This is a genomic window from Pelagibius sp. 7325, assembly GCF_037652055.1.
Taxonomy (GTDB): Bacteria; Pseudomonadota; Alphaproteobacteria; order Kiloniellales; family Kiloniellaceae; genus Pelagibius.
This window is the reverse complement of the sequence record NZ_JBBKAH010000013.1, coordinates 1-18,831: the sequence shown is the minus strand read 5'-3', so window position 1 is coordinate 18,831 and position 18,831 is coordinate 1. Positions and strand designations below refer to the sequence as shown.

Sequence of the window (18,831 nt, the reverse complement as noted above, 5' to 3'; positions counted from 1 at the left end):
CCGAGGCGCAGGCGCAATGAGCGGCGAAGGCGCCGATGCCGGAATCTCCGGCGGCAGTTGAGGCGTGGGCGACGATAGAGAGCAGCGTACTGCACATGCCTTAAATCCCTGCGAAGAGCCGCAGCGCCACATGCAGGCCGCCGGCTGCGATGGCAATCGCGTAGGGCATCGGTAACTTGGAAAAGGCGACGTTGTTCGACAGCGCGTAGTTCAGCGCCGCAGGCACGCTATCGCGGCGAAAGCGGTACTGAACCCAAAGCGCACAGCCCAGCAGAGCGCCCGCCACTACGGTGTAGGCGAGCATCGGCATGAAAAGCGCCGGCCCGGCCCACAGCGTCACCGCCGCGAACAGCTTCACGTCACCGCCGCCGAAGAAACCCATCGTGAACAGCAGGAAGCCGGCGGCAAACGCAGTGGCTCCGCAGATGAGGTGAGCCTGCCAGGCGACATCGCCGCCTGACGCGATGACGTAAGCGGGAAACAGAGCCACTATCGCTACCGTGTAGCGGTTGGGAATAAGGAGCTTGCGCCAGTCACTCGCCGCCGCCGCAATCAGCAGAGCGGCAAAGCCGAGAATCGCGAACATCTCCGTCGCTGCACCGAAGTCCATCGCATCGCCCTTCGACTAAACGTCTAATCTCGCGTGTGAGACCACAGGTTCACACGGGGTCGCCCGAAAGAAAGATAGGGCCGCGAGGACTCAGCCCCGGGCCCTATCTTCTTCGATTGAAGCAGCGGATCCCGAAGGATCCGCTGGATCCGAGGGTTAGCTGCCGGCGTTGGCGTTGGCAGCCGCGTTGCCCAGCTCAGTGGACACGACGCCGAAGATGCTCTGCAGGGACCCACCGAGGGACTGCAGGGCAGCGATGGCGGCGACCGAAACAAGGGCGGCGATCAGACCGTACTCAATGGCCGTGGCGCCGGATTCATCGTTCAGAAAATTCTTAATCGTGTTGATCATGATTGCGACCTCCTATGCACGCATATCCGAGACGAATAATGCTCGACCCCTATTAAAAAAAGGTAAAACGAACAGGCTTTCAGTCGTGCGTGCAGAAAAATAGTTCAATCGCATCATGGTTTTATTGATCTAATACTTCGTTAAATTGCAAATACTATTGATTAAAAATTTATTGAATGGAAAATAACGCACTTACAAAGAGATAGTCGAGCCAGGACTCTAAATGGCCAGCGCGTTTGCGGAGACCTGAGAGCGGTCCTCTGCCTCTTGCATCACTTCTGGCCGTGGCTGCGGCACTGGGGCGGGCAGCGCCAGGTAGTGCAGGCGTTTCATTTCCCGCCTTCCGCGGGAAACCGAATCAAGAATCAGACCGCAGGCGAAGCTGAGGAAGGCCAGAATATTGAGGGCGCAGACCAGCACGGCCGTCGGCAGCCGGGGCACCAGCCCAGTCTCGAAGTAGGTAACGAAGAGCGGAAAGGCCAGCACCAGCGACGCCAAGGCCAGCAACGTGCCGCCGGCCGAGAAGAAGGCCAGGGGCCGCTCCTCTTTCGTCAGGCGCAGAATAGTCATGAGAATCCGCAGCCCGTCGCGGAAGGTGTTGAGCTTGCTCTGCGTCCCCTCCGGCCGCTCTTTGTAGTCCGTCATGACTTCGCCGACCGGCATGCGCAGCTCCAGGGCATGGACCGTAAGCTCGGTCTCGATCTCGAAGCCCTGGGACAGGGCGGGAAAGGATTTCACGAAACGGCGCGAGAACACACGATAGCCCGAGAGGATGTCGTTGAATCGCTTGCCGAAGAGGCCACTGACAATCTGCGTGAACAAGCGATTGCCCAGCTTGTGGCCGCGGCGGTAGGCCTCGTGTCTGGTATTGACGCGGGCTGCGTTGACCATGTCCAGCTGCTCGCGGCACAGCGTTTCCACCAGATCGGGCGCGGCTGCGGCATCATAGGTATCGTCGCCGTCAGCCAGAACGTAGATATCGGCTTCGATGTCGGCGAACATGCGGCGCACCACGTTGCCTTTGCCGCGCAGTGGTTCGCGCATGACCAGGGCGCCGGCCGCGGCGGCAACGTCGGCGGTGCGGTCCGTGGAGGCATTGTCGTAGACGTAGATGCGCGCCTGCGGCAGGGCTGCTCGAAAGTCGGCTACCACGCGGGGGATCGCCGCTTCTTCGTTGTAGCAAGGCAGCAGCACGGCGATGCGGGGAGACCCTGGCTCCCAGGCGGCGGACAGGGCCGCTTGCTGTGCGTGGACCGGATTTCGCTGCACCGTCGCTTACCTGCTGAATGAAAGTCGGCGGGAAGTCTGAGCGAATACGCTCAATATTTCCCTAATGCCCTGGCCTGGCCGCTCGGTGGACGTTCAGCGGATGACTCGATAGAAGCGGACCTGCGGGGCGAGCGCCGGGGGGACCTCTACGGCGGCAAGCCAGTTCGGCGCGTCGCCGCGCGCCAGGCGTTGGTAAAGGTTCTCTTTACCATCCGGTGACGTATAGAACGCTTCCTCGGCCGCCACCCCGCACAACAGAACCAGATCGACCTGCCGCCGCCCGATGAGGGCGTGCGCTGTGGCTTCGTCGCTGGTGGCCAGGGCCTGGTAGCCGTCGAAGATGCCGCCACCATTGCGATGGTACGGCGTACCGATGACCCGGTGGCGCGTGCGGTACAGGAGCTCCGGCCCGATGTCCATGAAGGCCAGGATGGTCAGCGGTGCCTGCGTCCAGCGCGGATCGCTTTCCAGATAGCGGGCGATCGCCGGCACGTCGCAGCGCTGCGGGGCGACGGTGCCGGTTGCGGCTGTCGCTGTAACGGTCGTCTGCTTGGCAAGCAACGTGATGCCGACCAGGACCGGGCCCAGCAGCAGAACGGCAATAAAGCCGCCCCGCAGGAAGCCGCGGGGCAGGTCGTTGCCGATACGGGCGGTCCAGTGCAGGAAGTCGTCCAGAACCACCGAGAAGGCGATGAGGAAGGCGATCTCGGGATAGCCGGCAAAGCGCATATGCGGCAGCGCGGCAGCCGTCATCACGACGCAGCAGAGCAGGATGAAGAGATGCGCGAAGAAGCGGTCGGAGCGGAACCCTTCGGAAAGGAGCTTGAGGCCGATGAACGGGACGACGAGAACGACGCCACCCAGGTAGAGGATGAAGCGGGCGGTTCCTTCCGGACCGTTCGGGAAGAGAGGGCGCATCTCAAGGACGCCGTCCAGCCAGATCGGCAGAATGCGCGGATCGACCTCGGCCATCGGACCGGCAAAGAACAGCGGATGGACCACGGCGACCAGCACGACAAGCGAGCCGCAACCCACCACGGCCGCTGCCGCGCGGCCGACGAAGCGCATCGTGGTCCCTCGGCGAAGCTCGGCACTTTCGACACACCGCCAGAACAGCAGGATGCACACAGCCAGCAGGTAGTGAACGGAAGACACCTTGTCATAGCTGGCTTCGAGGATCTGAGCGAAGGGCCGCTCGACAACCAGCGCCACCAGCAGCACGCCGCTCATGGCCAGCGCGAACCATTTATTCTGGGCCGCCCTGTCGCGTTCGCCGAACAGCCAGGCCAGACCCAGCGCGGCCAGGCAGACGCCGGCGACAAGGAAGAACTCCACCGATACCCAGATCCCGAGACCGACGACCAGGCCGGCCAAAAGGGCAGGGCGCGAGTCGAGCGGATTGCGCAGGGCCCGCAGCATGAAGCCGGCCGTCGCGACGAAGCCCAGAATCATCAAGGTATGGTGGTCCGCCTTGCCCACCATGGAATAGGCAAGCACGGAGGGCTGAATCAGGGCGGCCAGCGCGGGAACGAACCAGGTGTTCGGGCGGACCAGCGGCCTGAGCGTCCAAATCATCAGAAGTGCCGTGGCGAGCTGGAGCAGCGGGGAAACCAGCACGCCGGCAAGGTGGAGCCCATTTGCGCCGCCCATGACGAGGCTCAACGGCAGGGACAGCAGAATCAGGAGAATGTCGAAGGGACGGGTCCAGTGCAGGCTGTCGCCGTAGGGCGCATTGGCACGCTCGATGGTCGTGTCGAACCACTGTCCCTGATTCCACAGCTCCGTCACGCGCACCATGCGCATGAAGCTGTCCGGGCCGGTCAGCCCGAACTCCGCGCCCGGCTGATCGCCGAGCACGACCAGCGCGGTGTGCAGCAGAGCCCAGCAGGCGATGAGGACCAGCAGGGGCAGCAAGCGAACCGGCCAGGTTGCTCTTCGGCGAAAGGATGACATGGTGCCGCCGCGTTTCGAGGAGGGGAAAGCCGGGCGCTAGCCTCCGACGAAAGCGCTAAGTTTCGATTAAATCCAAGCTTGGTGGCGTTTCGATCCGACTTTCCGGTGGCGCGGCAACGGCACCAGGCGATGGGTCAGCCAGATGATGAACACCGCGAGCAGGGCGCCGATCGGCAGGTCGATGAGGTAGTGCCAGCGCGACGCGACGGATTCGATGATGACCCAGAAGCCGATCGGCAGGAACAGCGACAGCAGCATCGAGCGCGCCTGGACGACGAACCAGGTCATCACGACGGCGTGGGCGATGTGCAGCGATGGCATAGCCGCCAGGGCACCGGTGAAGTAGCTGTGGCCGGCTTCGGCGATCCATTCCATGCCCCGCTGCTTCACCTGTTGATGGGCCCACAGCATGCCGGCCTGCGCATTGGTGGCCTTTTCGTTCAGGCCCTCCTCGAAGAGGAAAGGCCCGAGGGCCGGCGCGACCATGTAAGACAGGGCACCCAGGCTCATCGTCAGCAGCACCCCGAGGCAGAACCGCGGATAGACCGCATTGCGCGTGACCGCGAAGGTGCAGAAACCGCTGATGAACATCAGAAGGAACGCCGCCTGGTACCAGTCGTCGGTATTCACCACCGCGGTGAAATAGGTCGCGCGTATCCAATAGAAGAGATCGATCACCGGCTGCAGGCTGCGATCCAGCCGTATGTAGTGATCGTCGTAGAGGGCCGGATTGATGATCTGGACCCAGGTTTTCAGGCTGAAATGAAAATAGGTGGCCGCCAGAAAAAGGCACATGAAGGTGATGTCGACGGCGATCATCTGCGCCAGCGGCGGATCGCCGGGGCGGGTCCGGCGCAGCACGACCCTGGCCGCGCGGAACAGGATGTAGATGGCCATCGCGCCGATGACCGGAAATACCGCGCTGTAGCCGAGCGCCACGCTGACGCGCTCACGCGGTATCGTCAGCGGCGCCTCGTAGACGAAGGCGATGGAGAGCACGGTGAGGGAGAAGGCGGTCACCACGAGAATGGCGGCGCCGATTCCTTCTGGAAGCGCCAGCAGCCACTGCAGGGCCCGCTGGGGCGAGGGCAGGTTGGACGACCTAGCGCGCGCAAGGGGCCTCAGGCTGTCCGTGCCCAGCGTACTGCTCATTCCCGATCTCCCGCACTGCCTGGAGCGGCATACTTACGCGGAAGGTTTTAGCCGGTTATTAACAGGCGCGGTCGGGCAGTCGTCGCAAATAAAGCGAAAATGGCAGCAATCGAGGGCCGGCCGGACGGGATCAGCCGGACGGGGCCGCTCAGACGTGGAAAGACTCGCCGCAGCCGCAGCGGCCCTTTTCGTTGGGATTGGTGAACACGAAGCCGCTCTGGAACTTGTCGTCGACGTAGTCCATCTCGCTGCCGAGCAGGAACATGACGGCGGTGGGATCGATGAAGATCTTCACGCCCTTGTCCTCGACGACGTCTTCCAGCTTGCGCTGTTCCTTGGCGTACTCGACCACGTAGCTCATGCCCGAGCAGCCCTTGGTGCTGACGCCGACGCGCAGGCCGAGCACGGGCTCCTCGCTCCTGGAGATGAGCTCCTTCACGCGGTTTGCCGCCGCGTCGGTGAGAGTGATCAGGTTCGCAATAGCCATGGTGATCCTACTTCCTACCCAACAAATATAAGGATTCCCTTCCGGTGGCGAAAGGGGCCTCCTAGGTTGTTGATATTCCTAGAACATTCCAAGTGCGAGCTTGGCGTCCTCGGACATCCGCTCCGGCGTCCAGGGCGGATCCCAGGTCAGCGTCACCTGGACCTCGCCGACGCCCTCGGCCCCCGCGACCGCCTCGGCGACCTGCTGCGGCATCTCGCCGGCCACCGGGCAGGCGGGGGCGGTCAGGGTCATCTCGATGGCGACCGAGCCATCGGGGTGGATGTCGAGGCCGTAGATGAGGCCGAGGTCATAGATGTTCACCGGGATCTCCGGATCGTGCACCTGACGGATGGCGTCTTCGATCGCCTCGCGCCCGGCCGCCGGCATGCCGGGCTGCAGCGGCGCCCCGGCGCGCGCGGTCAGGCCCTCCGGCGCGGCGCCGAAGCCGAAAGTGTCCATGCCCAGGGGGTGCTGGCGGGGCGGTTGGTCGTTCATGTCCCTCGTGTCCCTACTCGGTCGTTGTCGCCGCTTCGCCGTCCAGCGCCGCCGTCATGGCGTGCCAGGCGAGGGTGGCGCACTTTACGCGCACCGGAAACGCGCGCACGCCGGACAGCACCTGCAGGCGCTCCAGCGCCTCCCGGTCGGCGATCTCCACCTGCTCCAGGTCGAAGCCGTCCTCGGTGCAGAGGCGGTGGAAGACCTCGAACAAGCGGCGCGCCTCGGCTTCGGTCTTGCCGCGCAGCACCTCGGTCATCATCGAAGCCGAGGCGATGGAGATGGCGCAGCCCTTGCCCTCGAAGGCGACATCGGCGATGCGGCCCCCGGCATCGGTCTCCAGGTAGATGGTCACCTGGTCGCCGCACAGCGGGTTGTAGCCGCGCGCCTGGTGGTTGGCGCCCGGCGGGTGGCGGTGGTTCCGCGGGTGCTTGCCGTGGTCCAGGATCACTTCCTGGTAGAGGTCGCGCAGCAGGTCATCCATGGCTCAGCCAAAAATGTCCTTCACCTTTTCCAGTGCCTTGGCCAGCACGTCGATCTCCCCGGGGGTGTTGTAGAGTCCCATGGAGGCGCGCGCCGTCGCCGGCACCCCGAAGCGCTCCATCAGCGGCTGGGCGCAGTGGTGGCCAACACGGATGGCGACGCCCTCGCGGTCGACGATGGTGCCGATATCGTGCGGGTGGATGCCGTCCAGCACGAAGGAGATGATCGCGGCCTTCTCCTTCGCCGTCCCGATGATGGTGAGGCCTTTGACCTGGCTCAGGCGCTCGGTCGCATGGGCCAGCAGCCCGGCCTCGTGGGCGGCGATGGCGTCCTGGCCGATGGCGTTCACGTAGTCGATGGCGGCGCCCAGGCCGATCGCCTCGACAATGGGCGGTGTGCCGGCCTCGAAGCGGTGCGGCGGGTCGGCATAGGTGGTCTCGGCGAAGCTCACCGTGCGGATCATGTCGCCGCCCCCCAGGAAAGGCGGCATCGCCTTCAGGAGCTCCGCCTTGCCGTACAGCACGCCGATGGCGGTCGGGCCATAGAGCTTGTGGCCGGTGAAGGCGTAGAAGTCGGCGTCGAGGTCGCGCACGTCGACCTTGCCGTGGACCACCGCCTGGGCGCCGTCCACCAGCACCGGCACGCCCGCCTTGTGGGCGAGGCGGATGATCTCCTTCATCGGCGTGACCGTCCCCAGCACGTTGGAAACGTGGGTGAGGGCGACCAGCCTGGTCTTCGGCCCCAGCATGCTTTCGTATGCATCGAGGCGGAAGCTGCCGTCTTCGGCGACCGGCACCACTTTCAGGGTGATTCCCCGGCGGTCGCGCAGCAGCTGCCAGGGCACGATGTTGGCGTGGTGCTCCATCTCGGAGATGATCACCTCGTCGCCGGCGGCCAGCTTGTCGCCGAAACTGTGCGCCACCAGGTTGATCGCCTCGGTGACATTGCGGGTGAATACGATCTCCTGGTCGGAGGCGGCATTCAGAAAGCGCGCGACCTTGGCGCGTACGCCTTCGTAGCGGTCGGTCAGATGCTGGCTGAAATAGTACGCGCCGCGATGCACGTTTGCGTAGCAGGACCGGTAGACCTCGTCCATGGCCTCCAGCACCGCCGTAGGCTTCTGAGCCGAGGCGCCGCTGTCGAGGTACACCAGGGGCTTGCCATGTACGCTCTGGCGCAGCACGGGGAAGTCGGCACGTACGCGCTCGACGTCGAAGGCACGGACCGAGTTGTCGCCCACCAAGGCGGTGCGGAGGCTTTCGGCGGTCGCCATCTCAGAGCCCTTCCCGGCGGCCGGCCAGCCAGTGACCGATCGACGACATGAGGGCCGGGCAGATGCCCTGGGCCGCGATGTTGTGGACGCTCTCGGCCAGGAAGGCCTCGATCAGCATGGAGCGGGCGGCCATCTCCGGGATGCCGCGGCTGCGCAGGTAGAACAGCGCGTCGTGGTCCAGGTCGCCGGCCGTGGCGCCGTGGCTGCAGACGACGTCGTCGGCGTAGATCTCCAGCTCCGGCTTGGCGTCGATCTCGGCCCGGTCGGACAGCAGCAGCACCTTTGAAAGCTGGTGGCCGTTGGTGTGCTGGGCGTCGCGGTGGACGGTGATCTTGCCCTGGAAGACGGCGCGGGCCTCGTCGTCGATGACGCCCTTGAAGACCTCGCTGCAGGCGGTGTTGGGCACCAGGTGGTCGATCCGGGTGGTGTTGTCGCAGTGCTGCTTGCCGCGCACCAGGTAGGCTCCGTTCAGGTGGCAGTTGGCGCCTTCGCCGGCCAGGCGCACCGCGATCTCGTTGCGCGACAGCTGCGCGCCGGTGGTCATGCCGAAGGCGTCGTAGAGCGCGTCGGCGGCCACTTCCGCGTGCACCGTCGCGGTGTGGAAGGCGTTCAGCGCGTCGGCCTGCAGCTTATAGTGATGCAGCACCGCGCCCTCGGCGAGGCTGACCTCGGTGCCGCTGTTGGTGTAGTAGGGCTGTTCACCCATGTGCGTGTAGTGCTCGATCAGCGTCGCCTGGCTGCGCGGCGCCATGACGATAAGGTTGCGCGGGTGGTAGGCCAGCGGCCGGTCGCCGGCACCGCCCAGGTGAACCACCTCGATGGGGTCGTGCAGCACCACGCCTTCGCCGAGCCGCAGCACGAAGCCGTTCATCATCATCGCGGTGTTGAGCGCCAGCAGCGGCTGGCTCTCCCTGCTTGCGGGCTCGCCTGACAGCGTGCCGAGGTGCCGCTCCAGCCAGTCCGGATCCTTCGCCATCACTTCACGCAGCGTCGTGAACTGGGCGCCGTCCGGCAACGTGCCGGCGCTCGACAGGTCGGCGCGGTAGTGGCCGTCGACGAAGACGAGGCGATGGTGCTCGGAGGCGGCCGGCAGCAGGCTCGGCGCGCGGTCGATGGAGACGCAGGCGCGCGGGGCGCCGTCGACGCCGAAGCCGACTTTCTCCAGCGGTCTCAGGCTGGTGTACTTCCAGGACTCCTGGCGCGGCGTCGGCAAGCCCTGCCTGGAGAAATCGGCCAGGGCGGACTCGCGCCGGCGGCTCAGCCAGGCCAGGTTCTGGCCGGGCAGGGCATCGCGCAGGGCACTGTAGTGTTCGGTAAAGGGGGGCTCGCTCATCTCGGCTCTCGTCACGCCGCCGCACCGGGAGCGAACTCGGCATAGCCGGACTTCTCCAGCTCCAGCGCCAGCTCCTTGCCGCCGCTCTTTTGAATGCGTCCGCCGGCCAGCACGTGCACATGGTCCGGTACGATGTAGTCCAGCAGGCGCTGGTAGTGGGTGATCACCAGCAGAGCGTTGTCGGGACTGCGCAGCAGGTTCACCGAGTCGGCGACCGTCTTCAGCGCGTCGATGTCGAGGCCGGAGTCCGTCTCGTCGAGGATGGCGAGGCTCGGTTCCAGCACCGCCATCTGCAGCGCCTCGTTGCGCTTCTTCTCGCCGCCGGAAAAGCCGACGTTCACCGCCCGCTTCAGCATGTCGTCGCTCATGTGCAGCATCTTGGTCTTGCTGCGCACCAGCTTCACGAACTGCATGGCGTCCAGCTCGCCTTCGCCGCGGTAGCGGCGCACCGAATTCAGCGCCTCCTTCAGGAAGGTGGTGTTGGGCACGCCGGGAATTTCGACCGGATACTGGAAGGCCAGGAAGACGCCTTCGCCGGCGCGCTCGTCGGGCTCCATCTCCAGCAGGTTCTTGCCCTTGAACAGGACATCGCCCTCGGTGACCTCGTAGCCTTCGCGCCCGCTCAGCACGTAGGAGAGGGTGGACTTGCCCGAGCCGTTCGGCCCCATGATGGCGTGGACTTCGCCCGCCTTCACCGACAGGTTGATCCCCTTCAGGATCTCCTTGCCGTCGACGGTGGCGTGCAGGTTCTTGATCTCAAGCATGGTGTGGCCGTGATCCCTCAAATACGCTTTTCGTTTCTTGTTTAGCCGACGCTGCCTTCCAGGGAGATGCCGACCAGCTTCTGGGCCTCGACGGCGAACTCCATGGGCAGCTGCTGCATGACCTCGCGGCAGAAGCCGTTCACCACCAGGGCGACGGCGTCCTCCTGCGACATGCCGCGCTGGCGGCAGTAGAACAGCTGGTCCTCGCTGATGCGCGAGGTGGTGGCCTCGTGCTCGACGATCGCCTTGCGGTTCTTGTTCTCGATGTAAGGCACCGTGTGGGCGCCGCACTTGTCGCCGATCAGCAGGGAATCGCACTGCGTGAAGTTGCGCGCGCCCTCCGCCTTGGCGCCGATACGCACCAGGCCGCGGTAGGTCGAGTCCGACTTCCCGGCCGAGATGCCCTTGGCGATGATGCGCGAGCGGGTGTTCTTGCCCAGGTGGATCATCTTGGTGCCGGTGTCCGCCTGCTGGAAGTTGTTGGTGATCGCGATGGAGTAGAACTCGCCCACCGAGTTGTCGCCCTGCAGGATGCAGCTCGGGTACTTCCAGGTGATCGCCGAGCCGGTCTCGACCTGCGTCCAGGATATCTTGGAATTGCGGCCGCGGCAGGCGCCGCGCTTGGTGACGAAGTTGTAGATGCCGCCCTTGCCGTTCTCGTCGCCGGGATACCAGTTCTGCACGGTGGAATATTTGATTTCGGCGTCGTCCAGGGTGATCAGTTCGACCACCGCGGCGTGGAGCTGGTTTTCGTCGCGCATCGGCGCGGTGCAGCCCTCCAGATAGGACACGTAGGAGCCTTCATCCGCGATGATCAGGGTGCGCTCGAACTGGCCGGTGTTCTGCGCATTGATGCGGAAATAGGTGCTCAGCTCCATGGGGCAGCGCACCCCCTTGGGGATGTAGACGAAGGAACCGTCGGTGAAGACCGCCGAGTTCAGGCAGGCGTGCTTGTTGTCACCGTAAGGCACCACCGAGCCGAGATACTTCTTCACCAGCTCCGGATGGTTCTTCACCGCCTCGGAGATCGGGCAGAAGATGACGCCGACGTCTTCCAGGTTCTTCTTGAAGGTGGTCGCCACCGAGACGCTGTCGAACACGGCGTCGACCGCGACACCGGCCAGCATCTTCTGCTCATTCAGGGGAATGCCCAGCTTGGCGTAGGTCTCCAGCAGCTTGGGGTCGACCTCGTCCAGGCTCTTGGGGCCGTCGTCGGGCGACTTCGGTGCCGAGTAGTAGTAGGAATCCTGATAGTCGATCGGCGGGAACTGCACCTTGGCCCACTTTGGCTCCGGCATAGTCAGCCAGTGGCGGAAGGCCTTCAGGCGCCATTCCAGCAGCCATTCCGGCTCGCCCTTCTTGGCAGAAATAAACCGAACAGTGTCTTCGCTCAGGCCCTTGGGCGCGGTCTCCGACTCGATGTCGGTGATGAAGCCATACTTGTACTTATCAAGGGCCCGGACCTGTTCGACAGTCTCGACTGTGGCTGCCATTCACTCACTCTCCTGCAAGCGTCGGATGCTTAAACGGTGTTCTATCGACTTATTACTGTTTGGGTGCCGGGCTGCGAGGCCCGGCCTTATCTCTCACGGCGTCCGTTACGCCCGGCGCGACTTCGAAGGCCGGGGGAAACGCCATCATCTCGGCCAGGCTGACCGACGTCAGCGCCGCGCGGATCGCGCCATTGACCTTGTTCCAGTTGCCGCGCATCGGGCAGAAGGCTTCGGCATCGCAGGAATCCACCGCACCGTCGACGCAGGCGGTCAGCGCGATCGGCCCTTCCATGGCCTGGATGATCTGGGCCACCGTGATCGCCTCCGGCTCGGCGCTCAGCGTATAGCCGCCGGTGGCCCCGCGCTGCGAAGTGACCAGCTTGGCACGCCCCAGCAGGTTCAACAGCTTGGCCACGGTGGGCAGGGGGACTCCGGTGTCCTCGGAGATCTGCTGGGCCGAGCGGGTCTCCCCGCCGCGCATCGCCATCTGGGACATCACGACCACGGCGTAGTCGGTCAGCCGGTTCAAGCGGAACATGCGAATTGCCTCAATCCTTACTAATCTAGTATGGATTTAAATATAGGATATCGGCGGAGAATCAAGTGGTTTCCTGAACCGACGCGGGGATAGGGGCAAAATCGGCGGATTGCGCGCGATGGTTTATTCCTCCAAAGATAAGACAATCCAGACTATCCGCGGCCTAACGTCGCCAGTACCAATTGCCGAGGCTGGAGGGCTTGCCTTTGCGGCTTTGGCTCCCCTAATTTCTAAGCGACCGGCCGTCTGGCATATCGTGACTGGAGGGACCGGCGCCGACGAGAGTCGCAGCCCCAGGACCGCCCTAGAACCAAGACCGCCCCAGAAGCAGATCAACAGAACCGGAGAGTAGATATGCGGGTCAAGAGCGCCCTTTCGATCATCACCTTCACCGCTGCCGTGGCGCTGGCCGGGCCGGCGCTCGCCGACGGCGACGCCGCCAAGGGCGAGAAGGTGTTCAACAAGTGCAAAGCCTGCCACACGGTGGAAGCGGGCAAGAACAAGGTCGGCCCCAATCTGCACAACATCCTCGGGCGCAAGCCCGGCTCCGTGGAAGGCTTCAGGTATTCCAAGGCGATGGAAGAATTCGGCGCCAACCACACCTGGAACGACGAGACCCTGCATACCTACCTGGAGAAGCCGAAGGACCTGGTGCCGGGCACCAAGATGGCCTTCGTCGGCCTCAACAAGGAAGACGACCGCGACGATGTGATCGCTTACCTGAAGCAGTTCAGCGAATAACGCGCTTTCAGAGTGCGAAAGAAGAGAAGCCGGGTTTTGCCCGGCTTCTTTTTTGTCTTACGGCAGCCCCAGGAAGCCGCGCAGCGGCGCCAGCAACAGGACGGCCAGATAGGCCCCGTAGCCGCCCAGCAGGGCGGCACCCTCCCAGCGTTCGATCTTCGCCCGCGTCAGCGCGAAGACGATCACCAGGGCGGTCGCGGCCAGCATCACCCAGCAGTCGAAGTCGAGGATCTCATCCGGCACCGCGATCGGGCGGTACAGCGCGGTGACGCCGAGGATGCCCAGCAGGTTGAAGATGTTGCTGCCGACGACGTTGCCCAGGGCGACGTCGCCGTGACGCTTGAAGGCCGCGATGACCGAGGTCGCGAGCTCGGGCAGCGAAGTGCCGACCGCGACGATGGTCAGGCCGATGATGGTTTCCGAAATGCCGAGGCTGCGCGCCAGGCTCACGGCACCGTCGATCAGCAGGTTGGCGCCGACGACGATGCCCAGCAGACCACCGACGGTGAGGCCCAGGTAGAGCGCCCAGGACCCATGGCGCGGCGGCAGCGCCTCGACCTCTTCCGCGAGACGGCTGATCGCCTCGTCCTTGAGGCCGCGCCGCTCGCTCCAGTAGGCCGTCAGGGTATAGCCCAGCAGCAGCACGACGAACACGAAGCCGGCCCAGCGTCCGATCTCGCCCAACGAAAACAGCAGGACCGACAGCAGGCTGGCGCCGACCAGGACCGGCCCGTTGAGACGGAACGTGCCGGGGGCGACGGCGATGGGCGTGATCAGCGCCGCAATGCCGAGAATCAGCAGGATGTTGGCGATGTTGGAGCCGACGACGTTGCCGACCGCGATGCCCGGCGAGCCCAGGCGCGCGGCTTCCAGGCTGGCGACGAGCTCGGGCAGGGAGGTGCCGAAACCGACCAGCGTGAGGCCGATCACCAGCGGCGAGATCTTGAGGCGCTCGGCAACGCCGACGGCGCCGCGCACGAAGAGGTCGCCACAGACCAGCAGCAAGGCTAGCCCGGCGACGAGTTGCAGGTAGGTCATGGAATCTGGATGTCCTGGCCGCTTGTCAGCGGTGATTCGGTCTGCGCCGGTGCCTGGGCCTGCTGGCGTTCCTCGCGGCGCAGCGAGGGCAGGTGCAGCAACAGCGCCGAGGCGACGAAGATGCTGGAGTAGGTGCCGACGACGAGGCCCCAGAGCAGCGCCAGCGAAAAGTTGCGCAGCACGGGACCGCCGAAGACCAGCAGCGCCAGCACGGCCAGCAGCGTGGTGCCGCTGGTCAGCAACGTACGCCGCAGGGTCTGGTTCACGCTGAGATCGATCAGCCGCTCCATCGGCATGGTCTTGTAGCCGCGCAGGTTCTCGCGGATGCGGTCGAACACCACGACGGTGTCGTTGATCGAATAGCCGGCGATGGTCAGCAGCGCCGCCAGGATGGTGAGATTGAACTCCAGCTGGAACACGGCGAAGAGTCCGAAGGTGGCGATGACGTCGTGGAAGGTGGTCAGCACCGCGGCGAGGCCGAATTGCCACTCGAAGCGGAACCACACGTAGACGCCGATCAGCAGCACCGCCAGCAGGGCGGCGAGCAGACCGTCCTGCAGCAGCTCGCGGCTGACCTGCGGGCCGATGGCCTCGGTGCGGCGGATCTCGAAGCCGGGCGTCAGCAGCGCTTTTACCGAGGCGATGGCGTGTTCCTGGCCCACCGCGCCGCCGGGCTGTTCCTGAAGGCGGATCAGCAGGTCCTGGCCGCCGCCGAAGGCCTGCAGAGTGACGTCGCCGAGGTCGAGGGCGTCCAGCTGGCCGCGCAGGGTGGCCAGATCGAAGGGCGCCTGGGCGCGGGCCTCGACCAGCAGGCCGCCGGCATAGTCGACCCCGAGATTGAGCCCGAAGGCCCAGAGCGCGGCCAGCGAAACCAGGGTAAGGAGAAGCGTGAAGGTGAATGCCGCCCGGCGCCATTGCATGAAGCCGAGGCGGGTATCGTCGGGGACAAGCCGCAGTAGGCGCATGCCCTTAATACCTTGAAGAGACAGCCTTGAAAGCCGCGGCGGCGAGGCGGCGCGCGAAATCCGCCGCCGCACCAGGCCACGGGGCCTGAACAAGATCCGCTGGTAGGTAGGAAGACATCCCGGCTTTGTGAAGGCCCTCGCATCGAAACCTTTATGGGACCGGGCAGGACGCGCGTCCCGCAAGAGGCTCGACAGACTCTCCCGGGTCTTTTAACACTCCGGACGCGCCCACGCGCGCCTCACGAACCAAGAAGCAGACTCCAAGGAAAAGGCAGGGACATGCAGCCAGACGCGATCCCAGAGGTAACCGTCGTCGACCACCCCCTGGTGCAGCACAAGCTGACGATCATGCGCGACAAGGACACCGCGCTGCCGGAGTTCCGGCGCCTGCTGAGGGAAATCAGCCTGCTGCTCGGCTATGAGGTGACGCGGAACCTGGCGCTGAAGCAGGTCGAGGTGGAAACCCCGGTGGCGACCACCTCGGCGCCGCTGCTGGCCCGCCCGGAACCCTGCCTGATCACCATTCTGCGCGCCGGCAACGGCCTGCTGGACGGCATGCTGGACCTGATCCCCTCGGCCTCGGTCGGCCACGTCGGCCTCTACCGCGATCCCAAGACGCTGGAAGCCGTCGAGTACTACTACAAGGTTCCCAAGGACATGGGCCGGCGTCTTACCATCGTGGTCGATCCCATGCTGGCGACCGGCCACACCGCCGTCGCGGCCCTGAACCTGCTGAAGAAGGACGGCGCCAAGGACATCAGCTTCGTCTGCCTGGTGGCCGCGCCGGAGGGCATCAGGGAACTGCGCGCCGCGCATCCCGACGTGCCGATTTTCACCGCGGCGGTCGACGAGAAGCTGAACGACAAGGGCTACATCGTGCCCGGCCTGGGCGACGCCGGCGACCGCATCTTCGGCACCAAGTAGACTTCTAGAGCGCCGGCCGCGGCCGGGGCAGCAGGCCGGCGACGCAGGCCAGCACGGCGGCGGCGAGGCTGAGCCCCGCCATCGCGAGGAAGGGCAGGCCGGGGCCGCTCTCGTAAAGGCTGCCGGCCAGCAGCATGGTGCCGCCCATGACCAGGCCGCCCGAAAGCGCCGAATAGAGACTCTGCATCGAAGCGGCGAGGCGCGGCGGCGTCGTGCGGGTGATGTAGTGCATCGCCGCCAGGTGGGTCGCCGCGAAGGTCGCGGCATGCAGGATCTGCACCGCCGCCAGGGCGGCGATATCGCTGGAGAGGCCGGTCACCGTCCAGCGCAGGCATCCCAGCAGGCCGGCCGCCATCATCAAGGTGCCCGGCGCCAGGCGGTCGGCCAGGCGGCGGCTGAAGGCAAAGAACAGGATCTCGGCCACCACGCCCTCGGTCCACAGCACCGCGATGGTGGTCTCGCCGATGCCGGCGGCACGCCAGGCGAGGCTGGAGAAGCCGTAGTAGGCGGCGTGGCTGGCCTGGATCAGCGCCGAGGCGCACAGCAGGGTCACGGTGCCGCGCTCAGTGAAGAGCCGGAGTACCCGGCGCAGGGAGACATCCTCCGCCGCATCGCCCGGCGTGCCGGTGACGGCACGGCCGGGCAGGGCGACGGCGACGAAGAAGGTCAGCGCCAGCGGCCCCAGCACCAGCCACAGCACCCACTCGGCATCGTAGGCCGCGATCAGCCCGCCGGTGGCGAGGCTGCCGGCGATGAAGGCAAGGCTGCCCCACAGGCGGATACGTCCGTAGTCGAGGGAATGGCGGTAGACGGCGGCCAGGGTCTGGCTCTCGGCCAGCGGCACCAGCAGCGGGAAGCTGGCCGCCGCCAGCAGGTGCAGCGCCAGGATCCAGGCGAAGCCCCGGGCGGGAATGAAGGCGATGAAGACGGCGACACTGACCGCCGTCAGCAGCACCACGCTGCCCTTGTTCCAGCCGGCGCGGTCGGAGAGATGGGCGAGGCCCGGGTTGGCGACCAGCTTGATCCAGGAGCCGAGCGCCAGCAGCAGGCCGATCTCGGCGGCGCTGAGGCCGCGCCCCTCCAGCCACAGCGGCCAGAACGGCAGGTGGGCCCCGATCGCCAGGAAGAGCGTGGCATAGAAGAGGGCGTAGCGGAGGCTGATCGCCCCAGGAGACATTGGCGGAGTCATGAAAATGGGTACCGGTCTATGGGCACCTCAGCAGCTATCGCCCGCCCCGGTTTTGCGCAAGCCGAAACCGTCGGCGTTGCGGGGTGCGTGGAGGCTGCGCCAAGATGGGCCATGCAGCTCGACCTCATCCCTTACAAGCCGGGGATCCACGGCTACCTGGCGGAGTTCTTTCCCGGCCCGCACTACGACGCCCGTCACTGGTCGGAGAAGTCCGTCTACATGGACGGCGACGCTTTCGAGGCGCTGCACTACATCGTCGACCGCTTCCATCTCTTTGGACCGGTCACGCTTTCAGGCGCCCGTCTCGACCGCTTCATCCGCGAACTGGAAGAAGCCGCCGAGCGCATCGCTGCGACCGAGAGCCCGAAAGACATCTGGCCCTACACAAGCAGCTTCGGCTACACGCAGTTCAACTCGATCCGGGACTGGCAGGCCGGGCGCGAATCCTTCAGCACCATGCTGCGCCAGCTCGCCCAGTGGATGCGCGAGGTGAAGGAGCGCAAGCAGCCCGTCACCATCCTCGGAATCTAAGCAAAAGCCTTGAAGGCGATGAGGGTGAAGGTGTCCTTGATCCCGGCCAGGGTTTGGATCTTCTCGTTGACGAAGTGGCCGATGTCGGCACCATCCTCCAGGTAGCACTTCACCAGCAGGTCGTACTGGCCGGAGGTGGAATGCACCTCGGAAACCTGCTCGACGTCCTGCACCAGTTCGTCGGCCACCTTGTAGGCCTTGCCGAGGTCGCACTTGATCATGATGAAGATGGTTTGCATGGCACCCTGTACCCTTTCGCCCGCCGCCGGGGGAGGCCGATTCCGTCCCAGCCATCATAGCCGCTCGGGGGCGAGGGCCCAACCATGAGCGAGGGCGGTTACCGCGTGCGCCTGGCCCGCCCGGAAGAGGCCCCGGCGCTGGGCGCGATCGAGCGCGCGGCCGCCGCGCGCTTTGCCGCCATCGGCCTGGAGCGCATCGCCCAGGGGCGGCCGACCAGCGAGCCCGAATACCTTGAGGCGATCGGCGGAGGGCGGCTTTGGGTGGTGGAAGAGGCGGGCGGTGCGATCGCCGGGCTCGCCATCGCGGACATTCTGGATGGCGAAGGCTTCCTGGCCGAGATCTCGGTGCGACCGGAACACGGCGGCCGTCGTCTGGCCACGCACATGATCGACGCGGTCGCGGCCTGGGCGGCGGCGCAAGGCTGCGCCAGCCTGCGCCTGACCACCTTCACTGACGTCCCGTGGAACCGGCCCTACTACGAGCGCCTGGGGTTCGTCGTGTTGGATGAAGCGGAGGCAGGTCCGCAGCTGCGATCCGTGCGGGAAAGGGAGCGGGCGCGCGGCGTCGACAGCCACGGCCCGCGCGTCTGCATGGCCAGAAAGATCGGGCGTTAGAGCTTAGGCGACCTGTGCGGACCGCAGCATGAAGGCGGGAACGTGATCGCCGAAGGCGGTCTCGCCGGGCCCCGGCTCATCATCGTCATCGTCCTTGCCGCGTGATCGCGAGCGGCGTGCGGGACGCCGCTCCTGCCTGTCGCCGCGGGCCGCCGCCGGCTTTTTCTCTTCCTCGGCCTGGCGCTCGAAGGGAACGACTTCCTGGGCCTCGATCACCTCGTCCACCGACTCCTCGTCGGCTTCAGCCTCGGCTTCGGCCTCGATCGGCGCTGCCACCTCGGCGGGCTTGGCGCTGCGGCGTTCGCCGCCGCGGCCCCGCCGCCGGCTCTCGCCATCGCGGCTTCCGCCGCGGCCACGCTCGCGGCCCCCGTCGCGCGCGCCCTCACGG

21 protein-coding genes and 1 pseudogene are annotated in these 18,831 nt (G+C 65.6%); 4 read left to right on the top strand and 18 right to left on the bottom strand.

What is annotated here, in order from left to right; genetic code table 11:
• Window positions 1-100: 100 nt before the first annotated feature.
• The 13 genes from WDC82_RS22820 to WDC82_RS22760 all read right to left on the bottom strand — a co-directional run bounded on the left by WDC82_RS22820 (window position 101) and on the right by WDC82_RS22760 (window position 12,201).
• On the bottom strand, window positions 101-610 hold the full coding sequence (locus WDC82_RS22820; RefSeq protein WP_340119725.1) for a prepilin peptidase: 510 nt from the start codon (window positions 608-610) through the stop codon (window positions 101-103).
• Window positions 611-766: 156 nt separating this feature from the next.
• A complete protein-coding gene (locus tag WDC82_RS22815) occupies window positions 767-961 on the bottom strand; it encodes a Flp family type IVb pilin (RefSeq protein WP_340119724.1) in 195 nt (64 codons plus the stop codon).
• Window positions 962-1,180: 219 nt separating this feature from the next.
• Entirely contained in the window at window positions 1,181-2,230 is a 1,050-nt protein-coding gene (locus WDC82_RS22810) for a glycosyltransferase family 2 protein (protein ID WP_340119723.1), read from the bottom strand.
• 93 nt (window positions 2,231-2,323) lie between these two features.
• The gene (locus tag WDC82_RS22805; protein WP_340119722.1) at window positions 2,324-4,144 is read right to left on the bottom strand and encodes an STT3 domain-containing protein; all 1,821 of its coding nucleotides are present in this window, start codon (window positions 4,142-4,144) and stop codon (window positions 2,324-2,326) included.
• A 105-nt stretch (window positions 4,145-4,249) separates the two neighbouring features.
• On the bottom strand, window positions 4,250-5,335 hold the full coding sequence (locus WDC82_RS22800) for a phosphatase PAP2 family protein (RefSeq protein WP_340119721.1): 1,086 nt from the start codon (window positions 5,333-5,335) through the stop codon (window positions 4,250-4,252).
• A gap of 148 nt (window positions 5,336-5,483) precedes the next feature.
• Window positions 5,484-5,822, bottom strand: coding sequence for an iron-sulfur cluster assembly accessory protein (locus tag WDC82_RS22795; protein WP_340119720.1), 339 nt, complete (start codon window positions 5,820-5,822; stop codon window positions 5,484-5,486).
• A 78-nt stretch (window positions 5,823-5,900) separates the two neighbouring features.
• Window positions 5,901-6,317 carry a DUF59 domain-containing protein gene (locus WDC82_RS22790; protein WP_370661575.1) on the bottom strand — a complete coding sequence of 139 codons (417 nt, stop codon included), beginning with the start codon at window positions 6,315-6,317 and terminating at the stop codon, window positions 5,901-5,903.
• Window positions 6,318-6,330: 13 nt separating this feature from the next.
• Entirely contained in the window at window positions 6,331-6,801 is a 471-nt protein-coding gene (gene sufU / locus WDC82_RS22785) for a Fe-S cluster assembly sulfur transfer protein SufU (protein ID WP_340119719.1), read from the bottom strand.
• Between the two features lie 3 nt (window positions 6,802-6,804).
• A complete protein-coding gene (locus WDC82_RS22780; protein ID WP_340119718.1) occupies window positions 6,805-8,073 on the bottom strand; it encodes a cysteine desulfurase in 1,269 nt (422 codons plus the stop codon).
• Window position 8,074: 1 nt separating this feature from the next.
• Entirely contained in the window at window positions 8,075-9,406 is a 1,332-nt protein-coding gene (gene sufD / locus WDC82_RS22775; RefSeq protein ID WP_340119717.1) for a Fe-S cluster assembly protein SufD, read from the bottom strand.
• An 11-nt stretch (window positions 9,407-9,417) separates the two neighbouring features.
• Window positions 9,418-10,170, bottom strand: a complete 753-nt coding sequence (sufC, locus tag WDC82_RS22770) for a Fe-S cluster assembly ATPase SufC (protein ID WP_340119716.1) — start codon at window positions 10,168-10,170, stop codon at window positions 9,418-9,420.
• A gap of 41 nt (window positions 10,171-10,211) precedes the next feature.
• Window positions 10,212-11,663 carry a Fe-S cluster assembly protein SufB gene (gene sufB, locus WDC82_RS22765; protein WP_340119715.1) on the bottom strand — a complete coding sequence of 484 codons (1,452 nt, stop codon included), beginning with the start codon at window positions 11,661-11,663 and terminating at the stop codon, window positions 10,212-10,214.
• A gap of 52 nt (window positions 11,664-11,715) precedes the next feature.
• Entirely contained in the window at window positions 11,716-12,201 is a 486-nt protein-coding gene (locus tag WDC82_RS22760; RefSeq protein ID WP_340119714.1) for an SUF system Fe-S cluster assembly regulator, read from the bottom strand.
• A gap of 354 nt (window positions 12,202-12,555) precedes the next feature.
• Here WDC82_RS22760 and WDC82_RS22755 point away from each other — a divergent pair, with 354 nt between their 5' ends.
• Window positions 12,556-12,942, top strand: coding sequence for a cytochrome c family protein (locus WDC82_RS22755; RefSeq protein ID WP_340119713.1), 387 nt, complete (start codon window positions 12,556-12,558; stop codon window positions 12,940-12,942).
• Between the two features lie 57 nt (window positions 12,943-12,999).
• Here WDC82_RS22755 and WDC82_RS22750 read toward each other — a convergent pair whose 3' ends face one another.
• Together WDC82_RS22750 and secF are read right to left on the bottom strand one after the other, a co-directional pair.
• A complete protein-coding gene (locus tag WDC82_RS22750) occupies window positions 13,000-13,980 on the bottom strand; it encodes a calcium/sodium antiporter (RefSeq protein ID WP_340119712.1) in 981 nt (326 codons plus the stop codon).
• A complete protein-coding gene (gene secF, locus WDC82_RS22745) occupies window positions 13,977-14,945 on the bottom strand; it encodes a protein translocase subunit SecF (protein ID WP_340119711.1) in 969 nt (322 codons plus the stop codon). Before secF ends, WDC82_RS22750 begins: the two co-directional genes overlap by 4 nt.
• A gap of 279 nt (window positions 14,946-15,224) precedes the next feature.
• Between secF and upp the strand changes: the two genes are divergently transcribed.
• On the top strand, window positions 15,225-15,869 hold the full coding sequence (upp, locus tag WDC82_RS22740) for a uracil phosphoribosyltransferase (protein ID WP_340119710.1): 645 nt from the start codon (window positions 15,225-15,227) through the stop codon (window positions 15,867-15,869).
• 4 nt (window positions 15,870-15,873) lie between these two features.
• On the opposite strand, the gene WDC82_RS22735 is transcribed toward upp, so the two are convergent.
• Window positions 15,874-17,046, bottom strand: coding sequence for a 3-phenylpropionate MFS transporter (locus WDC82_RS22735; RefSeq protein ID WP_340119709.1), 1,173 nt, complete (start codon window positions 17,044-17,046; stop codon window positions 15,874-15,876).
• 123 nt (window positions 17,047-17,169) lie between these two features.
• On the opposite strand from WDC82_RS22735, the gene WDC82_RS22730 reads away from it, so the two are divergent.
• Window positions 17,170-17,589, top strand: a complete 420-nt coding sequence (locus tag WDC82_RS22730) for a hypothetical protein (protein ID WP_340119708.1) — start codon at window positions 17,170-17,172, stop codon at window positions 17,587-17,589.
• On the opposite strand, the gene WDC82_RS22725 is transcribed toward WDC82_RS22730, so the two are convergent.
• Window positions 17,586-17,828 carry an Lrp/AsnC ligand binding domain-containing protein gene (locus WDC82_RS22725; protein ID WP_340119707.1) on the bottom strand — a complete coding sequence of 81 codons (243 nt, stop codon included), beginning with the start codon at window positions 17,826-17,828 and terminating at the stop codon, window positions 17,586-17,588. The genes WDC82_RS22730 and WDC82_RS22725 overlap by 4 nt on opposite strands.
• Window positions 17,829-17,912: 84 nt before the next feature.
• Between WDC82_RS22725 and WDC82_RS22720 the strand changes: the two genes are divergently transcribed.
• A complete protein-coding gene (locus WDC82_RS22720) occupies window positions 17,913-18,443 on the top strand; it encodes a GNAT family N-acetyltransferase (protein ID WP_340119706.1) in 531 nt (176 codons plus the stop codon).
• Window positions 18,444-18,446: 3 nt separating this feature from the next.
• On the opposite strand, the pseudogene WDC82_RS22715 reads toward WDC82_RS22720, so the two are convergent.
• Window positions 18,447-18,831 (bottom strand): annotated as a pseudogene (locus WDC82_RS22715) (hypothetical protein); the annotation flags it as partial.